21 protein-coding genes are annotated in these 24401 nt (G+C 44.5%); 5 read left to right on the forward strand and 16 right to left on the reverse strand.

The window, feature by feature from the left end; translation table 11 throughout:
• Positions 1–304 precede the first annotated feature (304 nt).
• Complete coding sequence (locus tag ACVBJC_RS08070) at positions 305–571, reverse strand: Lpp/OprI family alanine-zipper lipoprotein (protein ID WP_447160360.1); 267 nt, start codon at positions 569–571, stop codon at positions 305–307.
• Positions 572–804: 233 nt separating this feature from the next.
• Positions 805–2028: a multifunctional CCA addition/repair protein gene (locus ACVBJC_RS08075; protein WP_447160361.1), complete on the reverse strand. Its 1224-nt coding sequence runs from the start codon at positions 2026–2028 to the stop codon at positions 805–807.
• Positions 2029–2411: 383 nt separating this feature from the next.
• Between ACVBJC_RS08075 and ACVBJC_RS08080 the strand changes: the two genes are divergently transcribed.
• A complete protein-coding gene (locus tag ACVBJC_RS08080) occupies positions 2412–4037 on the forward strand; it encodes an AAA family ATPase (protein ID WP_447160362.1) in 1626 nt (541 codons plus the stop codon).
• Positions 4037–5116: a general secretion pathway protein GspB gene (locus ACVBJC_RS08085; protein ID WP_447160363.1), complete on the forward strand. Its 1080-nt coding sequence runs from the start codon at positions 4037–4039 to the stop codon at positions 5114–5116. The genes ACVBJC_RS08080 and ACVBJC_RS08085 overlap by 1 nt, the downstream gene beginning before the upstream one ends.
• Before the next feature lie 103 nt (positions 5117–5219).
• Here the strand turns inward: ACVBJC_RS08085 and nhaD are convergent, their stop codons facing one another.
• The 3 genes from nhaD to ACVBJC_RS08100 form a co-directional block, all read right to left on the reverse strand.
• On the reverse strand, positions 5220–6467 hold the full coding sequence (nhaD, locus tag ACVBJC_RS08090) for a sodium:proton antiporter NhaD (protein WP_447160364.1): 1248 nt from the start codon (positions 6465–6467) through the stop codon (positions 5220–5222).
• Between the two features lie 441 nt (positions 6468–6908).
• Positions 6909–8198, reverse strand: a complete 1290-nt coding sequence (gene hemL, locus ACVBJC_RS08095) for a glutamate-1-semialdehyde 2,1-aminomutase (protein WP_447160365.1) — start codon at positions 8196–8198, stop codon at positions 6909–6911.
• 28 nt (positions 8199–8226) lie between these two features.
• Positions 8227–9246: an aspartate carbamoyltransferase gene (locus tag ACVBJC_RS08100; protein WP_447160366.1), complete on the reverse strand. Its 1020-nt coding sequence runs from the start codon at positions 9244–9246 to the stop codon at positions 8227–8229.
• A gap of 284 nt (positions 9247–9530) precedes the next feature.
• On the opposite strand from ACVBJC_RS08100, the gene lgt reads away from it, so the two are divergent.
• Positions 9531–10316, forward strand: coding sequence for a prolipoprotein diacylglyceryl transferase (gene lgt, locus ACVBJC_RS08105; protein ID WP_447160367.1), 786 nt, complete (start codon positions 9531–9533; stop codon positions 10314–10316).
• A 91-nt stretch (positions 10317–10407) separates the two neighbouring features.
• On the opposite strand, the gene ACVBJC_RS08110 is transcribed toward lgt, so the two are convergent.
• From ACVBJC_RS08110 to ACVBJC_RS08135, 6 genes are all read right to left on the reverse strand, one after another.
• On the reverse strand, positions 10408–11547 hold the full coding sequence (locus ACVBJC_RS08110; protein WP_447160368.1) for a glucosaminidase domain-containing protein: 1140 nt from the start codon (positions 11545–11547) through the stop codon (positions 10408–10410).
• Between the two features lie 455 nt (positions 11548–12002).
• On the reverse strand, positions 12003–12416 hold the full coding sequence (locus ACVBJC_RS08115; protein ID WP_447160369.1) for a c-type cytochrome: 414 nt from the start codon (positions 12414–12416) through the stop codon (positions 12003–12005).
• Between the two features lies 1 nt (position 12417).
• A complete protein-coding gene (locus tag ACVBJC_RS08120; protein WP_447160370.1) occupies positions 12418–12813 on the reverse strand; it encodes a cytochrome C in 396 nt (131 codons plus the stop codon).
• Entirely contained in the window at positions 12813–14039 is a 1227-nt protein-coding gene (locus ACVBJC_RS08125; RefSeq protein ID WP_447160371.1) for a molybdopterin-dependent oxidoreductase, read from the reverse strand. Before ACVBJC_RS08125 ends, ACVBJC_RS08120 begins: the two co-directional genes overlap by 1 nt.
• The gene (locus tag ACVBJC_RS08130; protein ID WP_447160372.1) at positions 14039–14359 is read right to left on the reverse strand and encodes a c-type cytochrome; all 321 of its coding nucleotides are present in this window, start codon (positions 14357–14359) and stop codon (positions 14039–14041) included. Before ACVBJC_RS08130 ends, ACVBJC_RS08125 begins: the two co-directional genes overlap by 1 nt.
• A gap of 732 nt (positions 14360–15091) precedes the next feature.
• Positions 15092–16813, reverse strand: coding sequence for a chloride channel protein (locus ACVBJC_RS08135; RefSeq protein WP_447160373.1), 1722 nt, complete (start codon positions 16811–16813; stop codon positions 15092–15094).
• 61 nt (positions 16814–16874) lie between these two features.
• Here ACVBJC_RS08135 and ACVBJC_RS08140 point away from each other — a divergent pair, with 61 nt between their 5' ends.
• A complete protein-coding gene (locus ACVBJC_RS08140) occupies positions 16875–17678 on the forward strand; it encodes a DUF6776 family protein (protein WP_447160374.1) in 804 nt (267 codons plus the stop codon).
• Positions 17671–18021, forward strand: a complete 351-nt coding sequence (erpA, locus tag ACVBJC_RS08145; protein ID WP_447160375.1) for an iron-sulfur cluster insertion protein ErpA — start codon at positions 17671–17673, stop codon at positions 18019–18021. Before ACVBJC_RS08140 ends, erpA begins: the two co-directional genes overlap by 8 nt.
• 105 nt (positions 18022–18126) lie before the next feature.
• On the opposite strand, the gene ACVBJC_RS08150 is transcribed toward erpA, so the two are convergent.
• The 5 genes from ACVBJC_RS08150 to ACVBJC_RS08170 form a co-directional block, all read right to left on the reverse strand.
• Positions 18127–18648, reverse strand: coding sequence for a hypothetical protein (locus tag ACVBJC_RS08150; protein WP_447160376.1), 522 nt, complete (start codon positions 18646–18648; stop codon positions 18127–18129).
• Positions 18649–18731: 83 nt separating this feature from the next.
• The gene (locus ACVBJC_RS08155; RefSeq protein WP_447160377.1) at positions 18732–19106 is read right to left on the reverse strand and encodes a DUF2750 domain-containing protein; all 375 of its coding nucleotides are present in this window, start codon (positions 19104–19106) and stop codon (positions 18732–18734) included.
• Between the two features lie 135 nt (positions 19107–19241).
• Positions 19242–19937 carry an aquaporin Z gene (gene aqpZ, locus ACVBJC_RS08160; RefSeq protein WP_447160378.1) on the reverse strand — a complete coding sequence of 232 codons (696 nt, stop codon included), beginning with the start codon at positions 19935–19937 and terminating at the stop codon, positions 19242–19244.
• 177 nt (positions 19938–20114) lie between these two features.
• Positions 20115–21446 carry an alkaline phosphatase gene (locus ACVBJC_RS08165; RefSeq protein ID WP_447160510.1) on the reverse strand — a complete coding sequence of 444 codons (1332 nt, stop codon included), beginning with the start codon at positions 21444–21446 and terminating at the stop codon, positions 20115–20117.
• Positions 21447–21751: 305 nt separating this feature from the next.
• Positions 21752–24274, reverse strand: coding sequence for a prolyl oligopeptidase family serine peptidase (locus tag ACVBJC_RS08170; protein WP_447160379.1), 2523 nt, complete (start codon positions 24272–24274; stop codon positions 21752–21754).
• Between the last annotated feature and the right edge of the window lie 127 nt (positions 24275–24401).

The following is a 24401-nucleotide window of genomic DNA, read 5'->3' on the forward strand; positions in this document are numbered from 1 at the left end:
TCCCCAGAACAGTAAAACCAAGGCCTCAACGGTATGCCAAAAATAAAAATGCCGTTCACCTTAAGTGAACGGCATTATCCATATTGGGCGCTTTTTTATTGTCTGCACTTTCATGACTGCATTGATATCACACACTAGCGCTAACGTTTTGTTTTAGGCGGCGGTAAATGGATAGTAATTAGCTGTTGGGAGGTTTGCTGGGAAAATGATACTGCAGATAAATTTAAGGCTTGGTCAAGTGCAATACCTGAAACCAAGCCTTGGGAGTTAGCCTGAATAAAAATTAGGCCAAATTCCAAACATATTACTTCTTGTAAGAAGAAGCGATGTTGTCGATACGCGCGTTAGCACGTTCTGCTTCAGCAAGACCAGCAACGCCTACAGCAGCTGCATCGTTGATGTCTGCAGACATTTTAGCGTGATCTGACTTTAGAGAGCTAACTTCAGCTGAAAGCTGGTCAACTTTGTTACCTAGGTTTGCAACGCTTTCTTCAAGAGCAGTAGTGTTTGCACAGCCACCTAGAAGGGCAGTCATTGCTACACCAGCAATCAAAAGTACTTTTTTATTCATCGGGAATTCCCTTTATTTAGGTTGGATTAAATAAGTACAGCTGCACATGACAACTGAACTGGTTAATTATGTCACAGACAAAAAATTTTGCTATGCATTTTAACGCTAAGGCCTGAATAACTTAGCGAAAATTACCGCAACTGCAAGCTAAGTGTAAATTATACATATTTAACACAACTCTAATACTAGACCAAAAGTATGAACTTTTGATGAGTTTTTTATTTATATCAAAATTAGTGTAAGTCCTTGATGGCCTGAACAGCCATAATTCTAGCGATATTTAATTGCTCTCGGATCGCCGCGCCTTTATAGCCTTGCTCTATGATTGACTTAACCTCAACAGCTGAAGCCGCTAAAAAACACTGCTTAAGGTAATCCGCCTGAGGGTAAGGGGTTAATTCTAATCCCGCTCGACCTTTACTATCGGCTTCGCAAGCGATAAGTAGTTGCAGTAGACGTTGTGGCTTACGCCAAAAATCTGCTTTATCAAATAGTTTGACGATGGTGTCGGCTCTAAGCTCGGTTATGTTATGAATATTTTGATGCTGGTCGCTAACCAAGAGTGCAAGATCGCGATATTCATTAGGCACTCGAATGCGTAAACAGAGCGCTTTAATGAGTGGTAAGCCCTTTTGGCCATGTCCATAATGTTTAGGTAGATGCTCTTTCGGGCTAAGGGCTTTACCTAAATCGTGTACCAGTGCAGCAAACCTTACAGCGTTATCTTTTGTCAGCTTAGCAGCTTGCTCAAGTACCATTAAAGTGTGAATGCCGGTATCGATCTCTGGGTGCCATTTTTGAGGTTGTTCAATGCCAAATAGGGCTTCAATCTCAGGAAATAGCACTGCAAGTGCGCCGCAAGCTCTTAATACTTTGAAAAATACCTGTGGGCTATCGGTGGCTAATGCCTTATCTAATTCGACGAAGACACGTTCAGCCGTTAAGGCTTCAAGCTCACCGCTTTGGCTTATTTTAGTCATCAAATTAATGGTTTCAGGCGCAATAGTGAACCCAAGAGAGTGGAAGCGAGCGGCAAAGCGTGCAACGCGAAGTACTCGCAACGGATCTTCGATAAATGCATCTGATACGTGTCTTAAAATGCGCTTTTCTATATCCGCTACGCCATTATATGGGTCATATAACTTCCCATCGTCATCCTGGGCGATAGCATTAATGGTTAAATCTCGGCGGAGCAGGTCTTGCTCTAGGGTCACGTTCGGTGCAGCGTCAACACTGAAACCACCATAACCGGCGGCCGTTTTACGCTCAGTGCGTGCAAGCGCATGTTCTTGCCCCGTTTTAGGGTGTAAAAATACCGGGAAGTCTTTACCTACTTGATTGTAACCAAGTGCAAGCATCTGCTGCGGTGTTGCGCCAACCACCATATAGTCATGGTCTTTCACATCTAGGTTGAGTAATGTGTCGCGGACGGCGCCGCCAACTAGGTAAATTTTCACAAGGTTTCTCGCTAAGTAACTTAGGTGGGAGTGTAGCACGGAACGATTGTGCCTTTAGGGCTTATGATAGCGAATATGGGACGATTACTGGCAAGATATGCGTCTCAATTTGATATTGAGCTTACTTTAGCTGAATAAGTTAAAGCAAATTTTGACAAGCATAGCCCTTGGCTTTAACGTGAGTCTTAATTCTACGTTTATGCTTATGGTTTGTGCTCATGCTAGCGCTTAAGTCGAAGTGAAACGCTCGCGTTTGTTGGCGAATGCAGGTTAAAAGTATTAATTGGCAATTCATCTCTAAACGTACTCTAACTCGTGTGCATAAACAATCCAACCCATCACTTGTGGTTGGCTTTACAGGTTTTAAAAGGATAAAAGCTCGCATGTATAAGGCTTTCTTTGGCTTAAATGATAATCCGTTTTCTATCGCGCCGAACCCTCACTATCTGTTTTTGAGTGATCGCCATAGAGAGGCTTTAGCCCATCTTACCTATGGGCTAGGTGAAACCGGTGGCTTTGTATTGCTAACGGGTGAAGTAGGTACCGGCAAGACCACCGTTTCACGTTGTTTGTTACAGCAGCTTCCAGATAATACCGATACGGCATTTATTTTAAACCCGTCATTGACCGAGTCTGAATTACTGGCAACCTTGTGTGATGAGCTCGGCATTGTTTATGGCGACAACCCAAGCCTAAAGCAGCTTACAGACTTAATCAGTAAGTTCTTGCTTGATAATCACAGCAAAGACCGCAATACGGTATTGATCATCGATGAAGCGCAGCACCTTCGAGCCGAAGTACTTGAGCAGTTAAGGCTGTTGACGAATCTAGAGACTGATACCAAAAAACTACTGCAAGTGATTTTGATCGGGCAGCCAGAACTACAGCAATTACTTAAAAGACAAGAGCTGCGTCAGTTAGCACAACGAATTACTGCTCGTTATCATTTATTGCCGCTAACGCTTGAGGAGGTTGCCTTGTATGTGCAGCATCGACTTCAAGTGGCTGGACGTCATGAGCCGCTGTTCCACAAAAGCGCAATCAAGGCGTTACACAAGTACAGCGGCGGTATTCCAAGATTAATCAACTTGTTGTGTGAGAGGGCACTTATGGCCAGCTACGCGCAATCTAAAGTGCCGATTGATAATAAGATGGTGCGCTTAGCATCGGCTGAAGTCTTAGGTGAAGAGCCTGAGAAAAAAAGTGTATTACTGCCTGTTGCAGTCGCTGCATCGCTTGTTGCAACCTTTGGTGTTGCGTTTTATCTGTTTAGTCCATCAGGCTCAAGTGGCTTGCCAAGCGCTTTTTCAAGTGTTGAAGCCACACAAACTGCGGCAGTGGCTGATGTCAGCATGACTAAACAGGAGGACAGTCGCCGCCAGTTAAGCAGTAGCCAGCGTGTACTCAATACTGCTATCTCTGAAAGTCGTGATATTGATACCGCTTATGCCAGCATTTTAGGTTTGTGGGGCAAGGTGCCTTATATTGGTTTATCTGCATGTCAGGCTGCAAAACAGCAGGGGCTTGATTGTTTCCAGCAGCAAGGTAATTGGCACTCTTTAGTCCGCCTTAATTATCCTGCTGTGGTGTATTTAGCTGATGATAATCAGCAAGCTTTCTATGGCACAGTGGTTTCAAGGCAGGGTGATCAAATCTTGCTACAACTTGATGAGCAACAATTATGGATAAGTCGAGACTGGTTTAACCGTCACTTTACCGGTACCTTCGAGATCTTGTGGCAAGCGCCAAAGAATCAGCCAAAAGAGATTGGACAGTTAGCTAATCAAGCCCAAATCCAGTGGCTAGAAAACAGTTTAGCGCGTGTTACCGACACCTCGCCTCGATTAGTAAACAGCTTTGATCCAGAGTTAGAGCAAAAGTTAAAGGCGTTTCAACGCCAACATGGTTTGATTGCTGATGGTATCGCAGGTGCGCAAACGCTTGTACAGATCAACTTATATTTAAGTGATGCCGGCCCGCGTTTAGGCCAAGACAAAAGGTTGTATTAATGTCGATTTTACTCGATGCAGTGACGCGAGATAAGCAGCAGTCTCAAGCGATAACACATGATGTTGTATTGACTCCAAGAGCGCAGTACAGAGAAAGACAGACGAGCAAGAGTGCAAGGTTTGCTGTTATTTTTACCTGTTCACTATTGCTAATGATTCTAGCGGCCTGGCTGTTAAGCCGCGTGCTATATCCAGAAGCTGGAGCGGTTGTGCAAACCTTAGGCGTGAACGGTAAACCAGTTTCAGCCAAAGCGTCATCATCACAACTACAGCCACAACGACAATTACAATTACAATCAGAACTAGAACCAGAACCAGAATCAAGTCGCGGCGAGCTTATCTCTGAAGTCCGCTTAGCGGGAAAGGTGGCGTTGCCAGTGGCTCAGGCTTTTGAGACCCAAGCCGCAACTGTACGCAATGTAGGGCAGTCACCCAGTGCGAACCAAACTCAATTTGTGACCTCAAAGCCGCAATCTAATGACTTAATGGCTGCATTGCTTAGTGCACAAGAGAGTGTAGAGCACAGTGGCTCGCAGCAAGCGAGAATAAACCAGAACTCTTCAAGGCAGGGGACGCAGACATCATCACAGCAATTGAGTGCTGATGAGCCGATTATTTTAGGGGCGCATAGCAATAAGCGTGGCGATGAGCTGCTTGAGTCTTTGAAGTATCAAGTTGAATACGCAGCAAATGATGTTGGTCTAGAGCGTGAAAAGCCAGCTGATAACAATAATAACTTGTTAGCGGCGTTTGAAGCGGCGCTTAAAGATGTTGAACGTGAAAATGCGGTTGCAAGTCCGGTGACGGAGGAAAAGCTAGATCCGATTCCAACGACACCCAAGTCAGATGCTATCCCCAAATATGGACAATTACCTGCGGGATTACAGTTACAAGTACCTGAATTTAATATTAATGCCCATGTCTACTCGAGCGTGCCTGATAACCGTTGGCTAAACGTTGATGGCGCTGAGCTGCAAGAAGGCGATAGCATTCAAGGTAAGCTGACAATCGTTGAGATAAGGCCAAGGGATGTAGTGCTTGCTATTGAAGGTACGGAGTTTAAGGTCCCAGCCATTTAAAGCTTATACCGATACAGGCAATTACAGCATTCAATTACAGCAACAAAAGGCCTAACATTGTTAGGCCTTTTGGTTTTCGGGCTAAAATACAACAGGTTAGCTGTTAACCATATAGATGATACGCCAAAAATAGGGTTAAACCGTAGCCCACGCTGTAACAAAGGGTCAACGCTGGGACATATTTAAGATAGCTGACAAAGGTAAGCTCCTTAACCTTGCTCATCGCTATAATTCCCGCTGCAGAGCCTATCACCAGTAGCGAACCACCAACACCTACAGCGTAAGTGAGCCCTAACCACTCTGGTGTGTTGAGTATTGGTTCGGCTTTAAGTAGTGCTGCCGTTAACGGGACATTATCTAACAGTGCAGAGCCTATACCTGCGACAAAGTTAGAGATATTAGGGTCAAATTGAGAATACACTTGGGTGAGCAGATCCAAGGTTCCTATCTCTTTAAGCATGCCAACTAATAGTAAAATGCCCAAGAAAAACAGTAGTGTGTCGTATTCAACTTGGCGAATGTACTCAAGAATTTGTAGTTCCTCTTTATCACTTCTCGTTGTATGACCAACTAAGAACATTACTGAAAGACCAGTTAAGAAGGTCAGAACTGGCGGGATCCCAAATAGGATGTTGAGCGCCATGGTCATGATGATAGTGGCAAAGAAAATCACCGCAATAACCACATCGACGGAACGAACCTGCTTGGTGATAGGGCTGGTACAGACTTCACCCTCAGCTTTTAATGAAAACAATACGGCTAACAACATCACGCTCACGGCTGCTGGCACAAATAGCATCAGTAGCTCAGACATACGCACATGGCCGCCTAAGAAGATCATCAAGGTGGTGACATCACCCGTTATCAAGGCGACACCGCCGGAATTGACCGCAAAAATGATAAGTACTGCCATGCGGCGGCGCATCTGCTTTTCAAGTTTAAAAGTTGTTAGCAAGCCCAGCGATACTAAGGTGGCGGTAACGTTGTCACAAATTGCAGATAACACAAGCGAGAATAAGGCTACTTGGATCATCAGTAATCGCACTGAAACTCGCTGTGGAAATAGCTTCTGTACCAATATTTGAATCATGCCCTTGGCGTTGAGATAAGCAACAAAGGTCATTGTCGACATTAAAAATAACCAGAGAGTAGCAATCTCGAGTAGATTTTCATTGAGCTGATGTTCAATGATTTTCTCATGAGTAGGATCGCCAGCGGCCATAAATAAGGCAATCCAGGAGATGCAGCCAAAGAAAAGTGTGGTTTTTGCTTTATTGAGGTGGGTTATCTCTTCAAACACAATACTTAACAGAGCAAGTACTGCTAGCGAAATTAAAAATGCGTACAACATAGGGCGACTCACATTGGTGATGTTATGGCGTACCTAAACTGACACGGAATACACCAAATTAAGTTTATTTTAAGGTTAGGCGGCGAGATCAAACCACAGCAATAGACGCATGACAACTGTTAAGTCGCTCTTATTTTGTTTTAAAGTGTGATATTGGTGGTGGTGCAAAGGCTTGCTGTAGTGATTGATTCTGCATTTTTGATGTTATCTAGGTTTTTACCTTAACTAAGTTAAGCTTTTACTTATTTTTCAGAAGGGTTAGCTAAATCACGCTATAGCTGTAAATTATGATAGCGAAATAATTGGAATCGCTTCTCGCTGTATGGCATGTCGTAAATAGTAGATATAAAAAAGGAACACTTAGCCAAGTGTTCCTTTGTATTGAGCTCGCTGTGAAAGTGTCGTTTTACACGTTTAGTCTACAGCGCTTAAGCTTATTGATTACGCTTTTGCTAGTTTAGCAAATACGCGGTCAGCTGCTGCCAGTGTTGCTTCAAGCTCTTCTTCACCATGAGCAAGTGATAAGAAACCTGCTTCATAAGCGCTAGGTGCTAGGTAAACACCTTCATCTAGCATTAGGTGGTAGAACTCAGCAAACCGCGCAGTGTCACACTTAGTCACTTGGGCAAAGTTAGTCACAGTTTCCTCATCAGTGAAGAAGAAACCAAACATGCCGCCAACGTAGTTGATTGCCATTGGAATGCCGTGCTTGTTAGCCGCCGCTTTAAAGCCTTCAGCAATGTACTGAGTCTTAGCAGCTAGTTGCTCGTAAACGCCTTCTTCACAAAGTGCTTCCATTTGAGCAAGACCTGCAGACATCGCAATTGGGTTACCAGATAGGGTACCTGCTTGGTAAACTGGGCCTGTTGGCGCAATAAACTGCATCACATCTTTACGACCACCAAAAGCACCGACTGGCATACCGCCACCGATCACTTTACCTAGCGTAGTAAGATCTGGTGTTACGCCGTAGTGACCTTGTGCCCCGCTCTTCGATACGCGGAAACCTGTCATGACTTCATCGATAATCATTAGCGCACCGTACTGATCACAGATTGCACGAAGACCTTGTAAGAAACCGTCGATTGGCGGAATGCAGTTCATGTTGCCTGCTACAGGCTCGATGATGATACAAGAGATCTCTTCTGGGTATTGCTCGAAGATAGCCTTAACTGATTCTAGATCGTTGTAAGTTGCAGTTAGGGTGTGCTTAGCAAAATCTTCAGGAATACCTGGAGAGCTAGGCTGACCCAGAGTTAGTGCACCAGAACCGGCTTTAACTAGCAAGCAGTCAGCGTGGCCGTGGTAGCAGCCTTCAAACTTAAGTATTTTGTCACGGTTAGTGAAGCCACGTGCTAAACGGATAGCACTCATGGTTGCTTCAGTACCAGAACTCACCATACGAACTTGTTCAATTGATGGAACCATTTCGATGACTTTTTCAGCCATAGTGATTTCAAGTTCAGTCGGTGCACCAAAAGATAGACCGTTTTCAACCGCAGCTAATACAGCTTGACGAATTTTTGGGTGGTTGTGACCTAAGATCATCGGTCCCCAAGAACCGACGTAATCGATATATTTTTTGCCATCGGCATCAAAGATATAAGCGCCATCAGCTTTCTCGATAAAGCGCGGAGAGCCACCTACACCAGAGAATGCACGTACTGGAGAGTTAACGCCACCTGGGATGGTCTTTTTAGCCTGCTCAAATAGTTCGTCAGAACGAGTCATTTTTAATCCTTAAAAGTCTATAGCCGATTTATACATCAGCTTTTCGTGAATACCAATTAACTGGACGTTCGTATTGCTCAAGTTGAGTATCAACACCTAACGTCAGTGCAAACAGTGCCATGCGGATCAGCAGACCATTATCGGCTTGTCTAAAGATAGCCAGATTTGGATGGTCGTTAAGATCGTTATCCAATTCATTTGCTTGCTCACGAGAGTCTCGTGGCAATGGATGCATGATCACCGTGTTTGATTTGCAATGTTGTGTATAAATACTTTGGTTTAAACGGAACTTACCGCGGTATTTGTTCGCCTCTTCTTGAGAAGGGAAGCGTTCTTCTTGAATACGCGTAAGATAGAGTATATCAGCGCGATCTAAATTGCCTTCAAGTTGGTCTGTTATTGTGATCTTATGGCCAGCATTTGCAATGTCATTGATCACAGAGTCAGGCATTGCTAGCTCTTTTGGTGATACGAGTGTGAAGCTGACATCTTTATACATACATAACAGGCGAGAAAGTGAGTGAACCGTGCGGCCAAATTTCAAATCGCCGACCATAGCGATATTCATGCCACTAATATCACGGCCGCCAGCAGCTAACTCTTTTTGAATGGTAAATAGATCCAGTAGTGCTTGAGTTGGATGCTCGTTTGAGCCGTCACCACCATTAATGACGGGGACGCGGCTACCTTTAGCAAATTCGCTAACAGAGAAAGAGTCTGGGTGACGCATAGCAATCACATCGGAGTAGCTTGAGAGTACTCGAGCTGTATCGTATAACGACTCGCCCTTTGATAGTGAGGAGGAGCCCATACCGACAGTTTCATTCACTCTGCCACCAAGTAGGCTAAAGGCACTAGCAAAGCTGACGCGAGTACGGGTGCTCGGTTCGAAAAATAGGTTGCCTAAAACAGCACCATCTAAAACCGTGGTACGTTTTTGTCTTAAAGCGTAGGGAGTCATACGAGTAGCAACGGAAAAAACGTTTTCAACGGCTTCCAAATCTAATTGGTTTACCGACAGAATGTGCGAACCTTGAAACTGAGTCATCAGCCTATATTTCCAATTTCTGAGGGGCGTAAATAGCAATGCTATTTGCCCAAATTTATGTAGGGTGGCTGAGGCGGCACTATAGCAGAATCTAATTGACAGATAAATATAGCAAACGCAGAACGACTGATTAATTTAGTTCGTTTATAGCAATTAGTTGATGGGCAGAAACATTCTGTTGCGGCAAATTTTGCTTAAGCCTTGCCAAAAGGCTTGCTGACGCGTAAAACTGCGCATGAGTTATCATATTTTCGATTTAAAACAACTGATTTGGAAGGCTTAGTTTGGACCACTTTATTTGGAATATAGACCCCGTAGCAATAAGCTTTATGGGGTTAAAAGTACATTGGTACGGCATTTTATTTGCACTTGCGATAGCGTCTGGCTTTCAGGTGATGAAGCGTATCTACATTAAAGAGAACTTACCCGTAGAGTCGTTAGACAACTTGCTGATGTATTGTGTTGTTGGCATTATCGTTGGCGCGCGCTTAGCTCACTGTTTGTTCTACGATCCAGCCTATTATTTTAGTCACCCCTTAAAAATATTGGCGATTTGGGAAGGAGGCCTTGCCAGTCATGGTGGCGGTTTAGGGGCTATTTTAGCCCTGTATTATTATCAGCGTCAGGTTAAGTTACCTTTCTTATTCTTACTCGATCGCCTTGCCATCGCGACAGCGATTTTTGGCTTCTTTGTCCGTATGGCAAACTTTGTAAACTCTGAAATTTTGGGATTACCAAGCACTGTGCCTTGGGCAATCGTGTTTGAACGTGTCGATATGTTGCCGCGCCATCCTGCGCAGCTTTATGAAGCGATAGCTTATCTGTCTATTTTTGCTCTGTTGTGGGCAGTCTATAAACTGACCGATATGAAGCAGAAGCATGGCGCCATCTTTGGCTTATTCTTAGTATTAGTGTTTAGCTCACGCTTCCTGATTGAGATGGTTAAGGTCAAGCAAGCGGTCTATGCTGATACGTGGACATTTAGTGCTGGTCAGCTTTTGAGTATTCCATTCCTGCTCGTCGGTATTATGCTGCTGTTAATGCCTTATTTACGTAAAAGCCAAGCCTGAATTTAAATCGCTTTGCTCTTAGGTGAATGAAAAAGCCGTAAACGAACTGTTTACGGCTTTTTGTTTATGGGCTGTCTTGCCTGGAATGTATTTACTCTGGTCGAGAGATAAGGTGGAGTGGAGCGGCATCGCTTAAATAAGCTTCATCGACTTGATCTAACTTGTTATAGCGGATCATCTGACGGATTCCATCAATATAAGCTTGGCCTCGCTCTGAGTATTTATCTAAGGTTCCAGCAAGCTCTAAGCCTGTGATCGGTTTATTGTCAGCGCGTAAACCAGCGCGTAATTCTCTGAGCTTTTTATAGGCATTGTTAGTGTTGAGGTTGAGCATATAACCTTCTACCGAAGCCAGTGGGGTGTCAAAACGCGCCAAGCCGTAATTCCCTAACTCTTTACGCTGCTGCTTGGGCACCATCCCCTTGCCACTGAAGTCCCATTGCCCAAAAAAGGCATTACCTTCAACGGTAAATCGTGATGTGGCCCAGCCGCTTTCCTCTGCAGCCTGTGCTAACACTAATGAGGGCGGCATAATATCGACCTCTTCTAGAAGTGTTTGCCTTTGCTGTTCGGTGAGCGGGGTGTCTTCGTCTTTGACTATCTTGTATTTGAATGCAATTTTTTGTAACACTGCATCATTTAAAGGAGCGGATTCAATCAGGCGGCGCTCTAATAAAATGTTTTCATTTGCGACGAGAATAAGCGGCGCAAGCAAGCGGAAAAACACCATTTTCTTCTGTTGTACTGGGATTTTATTTGTGGTTTCTTCCCAACCTTTTCTTACTGACTCAAAGGTGAGTCTAGGTACCTCCCTATTGCCTTCTCTCCAGCTTTGAGTGTTGTAATTAAGTGAATCAAATAAGTCGCTTAACTCATCTAGCGAGTTGATTACAACGTCTTTAGGCATTTTCTTCGGTCGGTTGTCTGATACTTTGGTAAAGCTGGTTTGGGTTTCGCTAGAGCCTGTTGCAGTCGCAAGATCGGCAGCAACGGTTTTCTTGTTTTGTATTTCAGAAGTTGATGTTTCAGGAGTTTGTATCGCGCTCGGTGACACGACTTTTTCTGATTGTGAAACTGTGGCTAATGGCTTATCGGCTAAGGGGGGATCCATTTGTTGTTTAGTCACCGTTTCGATACCGCTTTCAGGATTAAATTGGGAGTTGGCTGCATAAAGAATCAATAAAGCGGCTAACACGGCAAGGGCGATAAGTGTTTGAGGCTTCTTAAGCATACGCACTCCTTTATGTTGAAAATTTTGGATTAGTCACCAATGTTAATTTAGTCGATCTAAATGCTATCGTCCTCCATTGTTAACTAGATGTAAACTTCCAAGTAACGATCACTGAAAATATCAACTGATGGTTTAAGTAGGGGGTTACTGCGTAACTATCTGATTGATAGATTAAACGTACCGGCTTTTAGCTGGGTTTCAGCTAATAGTTAGTTGTTAAGTATCAGCAATGTGATGTAGGTGAGGGTAAATAAGCTTTTATGCTTTTTCTGCTAATTGGGAGACGAAGTAGAGCAGCCGCTAGAGTGCAAGCAGCCGCTGGATAGTACTAATCATATCCAACTGTTTTTAACTGAAGTACGTATTAATAAAAAGCCCAGATAATCGTATTATCTGGGCTTTTTAGTGGCTCATTGCAACAACCGCTTAAGGCTTGTTTCGACAACCGCTTAAGGCTACTGACTTAAATCCGAGGCGGTTTGCGTCGAGTAGTAGTAAGCAATATCTTTCATTTCAGTTTCTGAAAGCATGCCTGCTTGCCCTTGCATTAAGGGATCCGTGCGATCGCCACGCTTAAAGTCAACTAACTGCTTGAATAGGTAAGCCGCTTTTTGACCTTTAAGATCGGGATAGGTCTTCATCATGCCAAGCATGGCATCACCATGACAAGCGATACAGCGTTGGCTAGCCAGCGCTTCCCCCTTGCTCGCATCCGCTTTATAGTTCAGTGCGCTTGACTCAAGCTTGAGTCCTTGCAATGCAAGGGTATCTTTAAAGGATGTATCTGTCTCGGCCTGAACAGTGGCTACCGTTGTCGTTGCCCATATCAAGCTGGTTGCTAAGACTTGTTTAATTAAACGATTACGCATCTTAACCTTCCTTGCTTGATGTTGGCAGTGGTGGCATTTGATCGGCCTCCAATGGCTTACGTCTAAAGATCTTCATATCGATACCTGTCTCATCATAATAAGTTGAGAGGTAGTCGAGTACCGGATCCCATGTATCAGAAAGATCCCACAAGCCTTGGGTATCAATCATCCACTGAATGGTATCGCGCCAAACTTCGCGGTTACCTTTGTTCTGCGGAATAATCAAGGTGGTATGGCAGGCGTTACATTGTTGGTCCACCATTTCCCAGCCGGGTGCCATGATAAGGCCTGATACAGGATCTACTGGGTAGCTTTTAACTGGCACAGCATCGGCAGCCTGAACCCCTATTAAGCTACTTAAGGCAAGCAAGCCTGCCGTAAACAGAGTCTTTGTCATTATACGACCCTTATTGCCACTCGGTGACAACCGTTAAATAGGTAACCTTTCGGGTTCCACTGTGGCTGAACCATAGGCTGAGTATCGCCTTTAGTGTCCGTTGCGCGAGCCCAAATCTCATAGTAACCAGTCTGTGGAAGCTTAAGGTCAATATTCCACTGTTGCCATGCTGTAGGGTTTACAGGCTTAGTTAACGCGGCTGTTTGCCATGTTGTGCCGTAGTCGTAACTGACTTCAACTTTAGCGACATCTCGCATACCAGCCCAAGCATGACCGCTTACTGAAAGCGTTTTGCCTAGTGACATTTCACCACCAGTTTGCGGCGAAGTAATCAATGACTTAACAATCATCTCTTCAATGATCTTAAAGTCTTTGTTATCAACTTTTTCACCAGGTGCAACAGGGTGCTTAGGGACTTGATAAGCAGGTGCGCCCATTTTCTTACCATCGTGAACGCGATCTCTCACGCCCATACCCGTAGCACATTTTTGTGAAACAGAACCAGGACGACCACCGAATACGATACGCAGTGGGTAACCGTGCATATATGGAATATCTTCGCCGTTCATGCCCCATGCAATCATGCCATTTTCATTCATGGCTGCATCGATTGGTACACCGCGAGAGATGGCTGCGCCTTTACCGCTGATATGCTTATCTGCGCCATAGTGAGCGGTATAAACTGCGTCACTTTTCACGCCACAGTCAGCAAGTACGTCTTTAATTAATACACCAGTCCACTCTGCACAGAATACCGCAGTGTTACTCCACTGGTTACCCTTAGCGTTTGGATAGAAGTTCTCACGGCTGTTACCGCCACACTCTAGAACAAGTTGTTGAGTATGGGTCTTGAACTTCTTTTTAAGCTCAGCAATTGTGTAGGTCTTAGGTGTTTCGATTGACTCACCATCAACAGTGAATTCCCACGTGTCAGGATCTATCTTGTCGAACTCAGGCATCTGGCCGTTCCAACGAATAAACGCTACGTCGGCTGGCGTTTTAACTGGCGCAAGTAAATGCTCTGGTGGGAATGCGTTGAGTGGGCTTGAGTTAAGTACTTTAAAGTGGCCTGGTAAGTCATCAACATTCTTCCACTTAACCGCAGATACGTCTAACGGCTCAATACCGGCAGGGCGGTTTGATGCAAAGGCCCAGTTTAGCGGGAGCATGGCTGTTACTGAGGTCGCCGCAGCGCCCTTTAAAAAATTACGTCTATCGATAGCCATTAATCTTGTTCCTTACCTGTATTGAAATAAACTGCCATTGCCTGCATCTGTTCTTCGGTTAACAGTTTAGCGACTTTACTCATCGTCTTGTCTTGGCGTTTGTCAGCTTTAAAGTATTTTAGTTGTCCAACCATGTATGCCGCGTTCTGTCCCTTTAGGTTAGGGATTGAGTCGAATTCATTACTACCGTCGACTCCGTGGCAAGCAATACACATGTTGAGCAGCTGCTGATAGTTCTCTGCAACGGCTTGACTGCTAAAGCCAAGTACTGATGCTGAGAGCACAACTAGCGCTGCTAATTTATTATTTATTACACTCATAGCGTGCCCTTATCGGGAGATGTTGTTTACTCTTGGTTAAGCGGCCCCAGTAAACTCGCCTTACCTTATTTGCAGATAACTCCTTGGTGCTAGCACCAGGTTACGACCTTGCAACGTTTTTATATCAATGCTTTCGAGTACTTCATTGTCGTTATTGGTAAAAGAAAGCGTTTGAGTTCGTGAAAATACAGAGAAATGTGAGCTTTAGCCTGTAAAAAGATCTAAAAAGTTGTGAAAATGCCGAATAAATACACGTAATGTCGGTTTTTACTTCTATTGTTGGCTGAAAGTGTAAGAGGCGGGAATTGTTCGCTGATTGTTGCTGCTTTATTGTTCTCAGGTGTTGTAGATGCTGGGGATTGGTTTTTAATCTGTAATCGGTAGAATGTTTGAGCGTTTTGTCGAAAAGCTGCGTAGCATCGCTTGGAACTGTTGGGGTGTTTTTTTACTCTTTTACTGATAATTAATTAGCCGAAAATATGCTGCAATTAATTGTCGAACATAGGTGAAAGTGAGATTAAATCCTATATGTTAAAGATGCTGTCTTTGGGTTGTAACTTGTTTCAAAACCCTTGATGGCATGAAGAGCTGAGAGGATACATGCAGAACTATTTAACCCCTAACGGGAATTTAGCCCATTGTCTAGAGGCGCTGTTATTCAGTAAATTCGTCCAATATTGTGCTTTACACACTAAATAAGGGGGCTTGATAAGCTAGCTGTTTAGGACAAGGTTACACCTGACCAGAACGGATCTCTCTTTGTAGTGATCCCCAGTTAATTACCCCAACAATATTGTCGCTTTCTTGCTGGTAGATGTAGACCTCGCCTCGTCGGTATTTTGAAAGAATCGCATACACTTCATTGAGCGTTGAGGTGTCGGGTAATCCCTGAATTGGGTGACGCGTTAACGCGCTTGCATCATCTTGTACCTGTAGCTCTAGCTGCAACATTTCTACAATACCTTGAGCATTGCGAACTAATACAGAGCGGCCTTCGGCGCGCTTAAGTACCTCTAATAAAAGCTCTTGATTGTCGTAAACGATGACGAAGCGTTTATCCATTAAGTGCCTGACGCCCACTTTTTGCAACCCAAGGTTTACCGGTGCGACTTTATAACCTAAGCCCATTATTTCAAGCTGCTTAAAAAAAATGGACTTAGTATTAAAGCCTTGATGAGCAATCAAGAAGGCTGGGATCACCACAAACATTGAGGGCAAAATAATTGAGGCGTTGTTGGTCAGCTCTATTAATGCCACAAGCGCCGCTAGTGGCGCACTTAAACAGACGCCCATCATGCCCGTCATGCCGATAATAGTATAGAGGCCAATATAGGGTGCAATACTTGGGAACATTAGCGAACAGACTAAAGCCAGTATGGTGCCAAGTAGTGCGCCAATTCCATAAAGAGGGCCAATCAGTCCGCCTGGGATCCCAAGGCCGATAGCGGCAATGGTCGCAATGATTTTACCGATTAAAATCGCACTTAAAAATAGAATGCTGGGATGTTGGTTAATGGTCTCTGCAATGGCGAGCTCACCGCTACCAATCGCTTGTGGTAGTACTAAACCGACTAATGTAGTGACAGCTCCAGCAAGCAGTAAGCGGTTAATTAGCGGCCAGTGTTGTCCGATAGCCGTCACTTTAAGAAGACTTGCGTTGAAAAATGCGGCGATGCAGCCAAGTATTACTCCAAATACTGCCAGCAGTGGATATTGGCTTAAGGGGATCACTGCTACGCCAATCTGCTCGAATTCATGTACATCACCAAACACCAGTCGGCTGCTGAGTGCGCCGCAAATGGCAGAGAGCATAATGGGGAAGAAGTAATGGATTTTGTATTCTCTGAGCACCACTTCAAATACAAATATGACAGCGGCCAAAGGCGCGTTAAAAATGGCGGCAATACCTGCTGCTATACCACTGGCACACATCACCCTTACGCTGTTGTCTGGCAGTTTAAATTTTTCGGCGAGTACACTAGCGCTCACCGCGCCTAAATGAATAGCAGGACCTTCTCTACCGACAGAGAAATTAGTCGCAAGCGCAAACAGAGCTTGAAAGAATTGACCAGGGGCAGACTGCAGTGGAATTTTGCCGTAATGCAGTTTAACTCTGTGGATCACATAGGCGATGCCCATACGTTTATAACGCTGAGATCCCATTTTTGCGACACCCCAGATTAAAAATGAGCCTAAAAGCGGTAATAGTACTCGCCAGTCATCGATGATATCCGTAAAATTCATCACCTGAGTTTTGGTGAAGGTGTCACACCAAAGCAGTAATAATCTAAAAAGAAGAATGATGCCGGACGCAAATAGTGCAAATAGCAATGCGAGCAAACATAACTGTACACTGACCTTAGCTTGCGACAGCGTGTCTTTAAGGTCGGTATGTAGGTACTTTTGAAATTGCTCTCGCTTCTTAACAATTGTTTGATGCACAGAAATTTCCAAAATGTATGTTTGTCACATTGATAGTTAAATGTGAGATTTTTTATTAAGGGGCTGTTACTTAATGCCAAATTATCATCGTTGGCTCGATCGCTTGCAAGTGATTGAACGACAAATTAGACCCTCAAGTGTTTATTTACTGCTTTTATTACTGGTGTCCTTTGCTTTAGGTGCGCTCAGTTATGATGTTGCAAAACTGCACTACCTGCCTAAAGCTGAGGTTAAGGCTGATAAATCAGAGCAGTATATTCTGCAATTGCAGCAACAAGCACAAACCTTGGCTGCACGTAATATCGAACTAGCATTAGAGCGTGAAGCTAACAATAACATGCAGACAATGTTTGTTGAGCAAAATGTGAAACAAAATGAGCTGGAGCGTGAACTGGCATTTTATCGTAGTGTGATGGCGCCGGAAAATATCGCTGACGGTGTCGCGATTAATGCATTAGAGATTGAGCCAAGCCTTGAGCCACGTCAATATCGAATTAAATTGGTACTGACACAGTTAGAGAAGCGTAAGCGCTCGTTATCGGGTCGCAGTGAAGTGACGTTAATCGGCTTACAAGACGGTAAAACCCTTACCCTAAAATTGTCGGATTTGACTGATGCCTCGTTTAAATTCAAATTTAGGTATTTTCAGGTATTAGAAGGGGAATTTACATTGCCTGAAGGCTTTAGCTTGTCTAGAGTGAAGGCCAAAGTCATCGTGCCTGCGAGCCGTTGGACCAAAGGTTCACAAACGGAACAAGAGTATAATGCACAAGATTTACTTGTGGATGAAAAAGAACAGGGCATAATACTTGAACAAAATGGTCAGGTATTAGATAATTCTGCACAGCAAACAGATCTAAGAGGTAGTAATGACTGAACAAGCTGAAGATGCTTTGCCAATTCGCTTTACCGATGCGGCGGCTTCAAAAGTAAAAACCTTGCTAGAAGAGGAAGAAAATGACGCACTTAAGCTACGTGTATACGTAACAGGTGGCGGTTGCTCTGGTTTCCAGTATGGCTTTACGTTCGATGAGAAAGTAAACGACGGTGACTTTACAGTCGAGAAGCAAGGTGTTCAGTTGGTTGTCGATCCAATGAGCCTGCAATATCTTGTTGGTGGTGAAGTGGATTACACTTCAGGCCTTGAAGGTTCTCGCTTCTTTGTTAAGAATCCAAACGCGACCACCACATGTGGTTGTGGCGCGAGTTTTTCTGTTTAATCTAATTGATTGAGTAGAAGCTCGAGATATAAAGAAGCCGTCTAATGACGGCTTTTTCTTATCTGTAATTTTTCTTATCTGTAATTTTTATATCTGTAAGTCGCGTTAACGCATAATGTTGAGGTTCATCTCTCGATTAAAGTAGCGTCCCACCTTAGTTGTAAATGCAATCCATACCTGCACAATCGCTAATAAAATGAGTATGCCAAATATCAGCCAGTCTGGGAGCTGTGCCTTGAAGCTGCCAATGGCAAAGCTTGATGGTCCTGATGCTGCGAGGTTGTCAGGATCGTAAAGCACAAGAGGTAGTATGCTGACAACGGCGAGCTGCAATGAGGTGTAGACCCTAAGCATGATAAGTCCCGCTTTTTGCTTACCTATGATGGCTAACACTATAAATAAGGTCAGGATACAAAACAGTACGCCTTGTTTTGCTATTAACCCGCTCACGGAGATCATCACAAAAAATATGAGTAGGGCAATGAGGCGTTTGGGCATGGTGACTTTTGTTGCAGATAGTCCACTTTGCGTCGCAGGGGGGGAGTCTGTGGTTGAGCTAATATCGCATTGTGTTGCTGATTGTATTGCTGAATCAGCGATAGAGCGTGCAGGGGGTTTGGTATCCACTTTTTATTCTCTTTATCGTTTTATGAGCAGATAAAAGCGTAAAAATGGTAAGCCTAAATGGCTTACCATAAGCGGTCTTATGATTAGTGACGCTTTTTAGGCGTTAGACGCTCTTCAAGCTCGTGTGGTGGGATCACCACACCTAAATCATCTTGTACTGGGAAAATAGCAACGAAGAGGTCGTCGTCTTGCATACCAGGAACCCAACGCTCTAACCACTCATCAACTGGGATCGATAACGCCTGGCAATCTTTCCAGTCATCAACAGCCCAAAGTGCGGCAGCTTCTTCAGTTGGCCACATCGGAATACAATCTTCCTCTTCAGTAGTCAGCATTACGCAGCCGTCTAAATCTTGTAATGACCACAGTGTGTTGTGCTCTTTTGCTTGCTCAACAAGATAGTCATAGCGAGATTCTGGCGTCATTTCAGTAATTTGCTTTAGGCTTTTGTTTTTCATGGTTTACATCTCTTTATTTAAAATGTGGCGAGCCTTGAAACAAGGAGAACGCGCCGATTAAAGGGATAATAGCACCAAGCTGACTATTGAAAAAGAAAACAGAGCCGATTTAGGCTCTGTTTTCTTTAGCGCTTGCTATTTTTTAGCATCGAATATTTTGTAAATCATGCCAGCGATGATCGCTCCAATTATAGGGGCAACCCAAAACAACCACAGTTGAGACAGTGCGGCTTCGCCAACAAATAACGCTGGAGCAGTACTTCGAGCGGGATTTACCGAGGTGTTTGTAACCGGGATACTGATTAGGTGGATAAGGGTGAGCCCTAAGCCAATAGCAATAGGGGCAAAGCCTTTTGGCGCGCGAGCATCTGTAGCGCCAAGAATTATCAGTAGGAAAAATAACGTCATCACGATTTCACAAATGAGTGCCGCGGTTAAACTGTAGCCCCCAGGTGATCGGTCGCCATAGCCGTTTGAGGCAAAGCCAGCCGATAGGTTAAAGCCATCTTGACCTGAGGCGATAAGATACAAAATACCTGCGCCAACGATACCTCCGGCAACCTGAGCGATAATATAGGGGAGTAATTCTGATGCAGGAAAACGCCCACCAGCCCAGAGTCCAACAGAGACCGCGGGGTTTAAATGACATCCCGAAATATGACCAATGGCAAATGCCATCGTCAGCACTGTTAAGCCGAATGCAAACGCAACACCTAGAAAACCAATACCCACTTCGGGGAAAGTTGCGGCTAAGACGGCGCTACCACAGCCACCTAAGACAAGCCAAAGCGTGCCGATGAATTCAGCCGTCATTTTTTGAGTCATATTCATATAACTGTTCCTTGTGTTTTAAGCCGACTCTATTTGTTGTAAATAGCTTGTCGACTTTTAAAATAAGACTTTGTTACTTTAAGTTGTCCTAAATAAAGGGTTAAGTAAATAGCTAAAAAGTGAATTTTATTATCTGACAATGCCAATGACTCATCATTATAATGCAGATAAGACAGACTAATTAACCTTGTAACGCTCATCTTGCACCATCTGAATAAGCGTCGCGGCAATTTCGGTATTGTCTTTATGGCCTCTAAAGTACAGTGCGCCTTTACCGTAAGCGTAAATGGGTACATCGATGGCGTCGTGGCCCCCTGTTGTCCATCCAGTATAGGTCAGCTTATCAATTGCTTGTTTAAGGTCGTCAGTTATTTGCTTTTCATGCTTGTAGTGAGATAAGCGAGAGTTAAGCTTTTTTCTTAGCCCGTCTATTTTTTTATCTTCGATAGCAATACTGATATGGGGTCGTAAAAACGTGCTAAATGCGGCTAAGTCATTTAATACATCGGGGCTGGCAATGATGAGTTTGGCCATCGTGCTTGGTAAGCTATGTACTTGATGCAGCAATTGGCCTTTCCATTGATAGGTGCCGTCGGTGCCTAATGTCAGGCCGCCTGTAGAATGGTCCGCTGTCGCGACCAATAAAGTATCTGGGTGATTATCGACATAGCGTTTAACCAGGCTTAGTGTGTTGGCAAAGTCATCCATTTCATTCATCGCGCAGGCGATATCGTTACTGTGACCACACCAATCTATTTGGCTTGCCTCAACCATCATGACAAACGGGGCACCTTTTGCGGACAAAAGGCTTAAGGCTTTACGTGTCATGGTTGTGAGTCTCAGCGGATCTTCACTTTCAATGGCGGCAGGTAAGCCTTTTGGTGCAAATAAGCCTAAGGCAGGTAAACCTTCGATGCTATTTAAGTCGCTGAGTTTGTCTATGTATTGGTAGCCGTACTCTTGAAACTCTTGGGTGAGGTCTTTGTCATCACGTACAAAGTATTGCGTACCTCCACCGAGCATAAGATCGGCCACGGGTCTTTTATCTATAAGGTTACTCAAGTAACTGTCGGCTATCTGGTCGTAGTTACGGCGGCTTTCATTATGAGCGAGAAAACTTGCTGGAGTGGCGTGATTAATTTGCGAGGTGACCACTACCGCAGTGGTTTTCCCTTGGGATTTTGCCATTTCTAGCAGAGTAGGGAAATTGCTGTGTTGCTGGTCAACCGAAATCGCACCGTTGTAGGTTTTGTTGCTGGTTGCGAGCGCCGTCGCAGCCGCTGCAGAGTCGGTGACAACAGTGTCATCGTCAGGATAAGTGCTCGACATGCCAACTAACAGTTGGTCGAAAATAGTCTTCTCGACTCTTTGGGTTTGAGGGTTGTCGTTATAGTAACGGTAGGCTGTGGTATACGCAGGTCCCATACCATCACCAATCAGGTAGATAATATTCTTGGGTAAGTACTCTGCGGCTATGACAGGAGCAAATGGGTCATCGGTTTGTGCCATTGTGACTGAACTAAACAGGGCGCCATAAATGACGCTTGAACAAATTGCCGATATTCGTAGAGCGGTATCTAAACAAGTCATAGTCTGCTTATCCTAAAAAAAGAGAAGACGTGGCTAAATATATTGCTGCATTGAAGTCCCACTCAACGCCTTGATAGACAGCAAGACTTTGAGTGGTTAACAAGGGTTTGTTTATTAGCCAATCGGTATGGGCTGCTCGGCTTAATAAGCCGGGCAATTATCCCTATCTTTATCGTGAGTCCGTGTTTGAGTCAGTAATTACAAATGAGTCAAACTCGGGGGGCTTAATGAAACGTAACGTGTGTTGGAGCGGGCTTGGCCTTGTTAAAGGCTTCACTGCCCCTGACAAGCTCGGTTGTTTTAAGGTGTTGCTCAAGCCAACTCTCTTGCTCCCAAAGCATGTGCATGATCGACTCCTTGGCCTTATAACTATGACTTTCATAAGGCAGAGTCACTAATCGTGCTTGGCCACCGAGTCCTCTGATCGCTTTAAATAGTCTTGCCGATTGCATTGGGTAGGTGCCAGAGTTTGAGTCCATTTCACCATGCATCAATAGCAGTGGTTCATCGATTTTATCTGCATGGGTAAAAGGTGATATTTGTTGATATAGGCTAGGGGCTTCCCAGAAATTACGTTTCTCATGTTGAAAGCCAAATGGCGTTAAGGTGCGATTATAGGCACCACTTCGAGCGATACCAGCAGCAAATAAATCTGAATGCGCAAGCAGGTTTGCGACCATAAAGGCGCCGTAAGAGTGTCCGCCGATAGCCACCCGTTCTCTGTCAGCTACTCCCATCTCGACCAAGGTATCAATGGCGGCGCTAGCGTTGGCGACTAATTGATGACGGAAACTGTCATTAGGTTTTTCATTCCCCTCACCGACTATCGGCATGGCAACCTTATCGAAAACCGCAAACCCCTTAGCCACGAAAGGCACCGGGCCTTTAGGGCTAATCTGGTTATATTGATTGGGCGAGTAGTTGATCTGGCTGGCGACCTCTGCATTTTTGTATTCACGTGGGTAAGCCCACATGAGTACCGGCAAAGGACCGTCATCTTTGCTATAGCCAGCAGGGAGATAAAGTACGCCAGATAAGGGGAGGCCGTCTTCCCGATGGTAATTAATCAGTTGCCTGCTCATGCCTTGGTAGGCGTTTAGTTTATTTTGATTTTGGTACAGTAGCTGCTCGCGCCCCGAGTCGACATTAAGCATTACTAGGTGGGACGGCGTATCAGCGGTTTGCCTGCTAATGATAAGTGTTAGTGGTTTGAGGTTGACAATATATTTGATGCTTTCTAGCTGTAGAGGTGATGACTGCCACAGCGTTGTTGAATCATTGATTGCCAATGATGTTTTATCAATAACGAGGGGGGATGACTTTAAAAATGGCTGGTAACCCTCAGGGGATGCCCCTAAACCATAATGTAGCAGTCCGTTATTATGCAGCTTGATAACTCGGCCTAAGCTTTGACCATTGAGTTTTGCAGTCTGTCGATACAATTGGCCTGGGTCTTTATAAGTGTCGCGAATTGCCTTTTGGTACCAAAGCGCGAGTGAGTTATCACTGGCTTTTGAGGTATCTAAAAGACTTACTCGCATCTGTTTTTTATCTGATTGGCGCTCTGTGATAAGTGCCATGTTTTGCTCTGCCCACTGTATCTTACTTATGCGCCATGGCGTTTTAGTTAATGCTATTGCTGGTTGAGTAAAGGGCGCCTCAAGCTGAAGCAGCTCATCACGATAAGCGGTTTTTATGCGGCTATCACCTTTATCTAAGGCTTTAACAAAGGCGAGACTGCTGGGTTTATCGCTGCGCCAATGGATCATGCGTAGCCCTTTTCGCACTGAGTCACTGCCCGGTGGTCGATATTCACTGCTCTCTAATTTGGCAAGGGTTTGCAGTTGTTCTCCTGCGCGATTAAACAGCTCAACCGTTTGCGCAAAATCGTAATATTTCACCATATAGGAGAAAGGTGCAGAAATCCGCTTCACGATCAGGTATTGATCATCAGGCGACAAGCTATAGCTAATATTGATGGCGGGTTTGCCGATTGGAGTGATCTTGCCATCAAGGGCGATAAAACTCAGTTGGCTGGTGGTTAATGCTGAGAACTCAGCCTCATCCTGAGGGTTTTGCAATAGATCTTGATAGGTTCTACGAGGCGCTTTTTGCCCAGAGGTTTCGCTTATGTTGGGCGCGATAGGCGTGTGTTCTGATTCTAACAAGGAGGCTGTGACAGCTAAGTTAGTAAACACTCCCTTACTGTCATTTTGCCAGATGTACTTAAGCCCTAAAGTGGCATTGAGGCGCTGACTCGTTAGTTTGTGGCTGTGGCCATTTTTGATGTCGTAAACATAGATATTCGCGCCGGCTTGAGTAAGGCCAATGTAGCTTAAGTAGCGGCTATCTGGCGAAAAGTTCACACTGGCAGCTTGCATCCCCTTGGGTAAATGAATCTTAATAGGTTTTATTGCGGCGCCTTGCTTAGCAATATTGATAAGCGATATAGCGATATAGCTATATTTAACTCGGCTAGGTGTGAGTTGAGCCGTAGACACTCTAAGGCCTGCGAGTTTTCGCTCGCTGCGCGACAGTGCTTGAATTGATAAATGTTTTCTTGGGGTCAGTACCGCCAGCCATTGTTTGTCTTGAGATAAGCGAGTACTTACATTTTTAGTTTGCTCAACTACATTTTGCAGTGCCTGACTCGGTAATTGATAGCTATTGCTCAACGCATTTGAACTGAATAATAGCAGGCTGCAAATGGCTATCAGGGCATTCATTAAGAGCGGGTTTAGAGACATTCTTATCTCCTGATAATAGGGATAGTGACGATGTTCGTGGCGATAAAGATAAGCGCCCAACATTGGGCGCTTATTTCTCGTCATAAAAGGGAGGTTTACGTCCAAACAACCTGAAGACACAACTTCA

Source organism: Shewanella sp. 0m-6 (genome assembly GCF_052977325.1).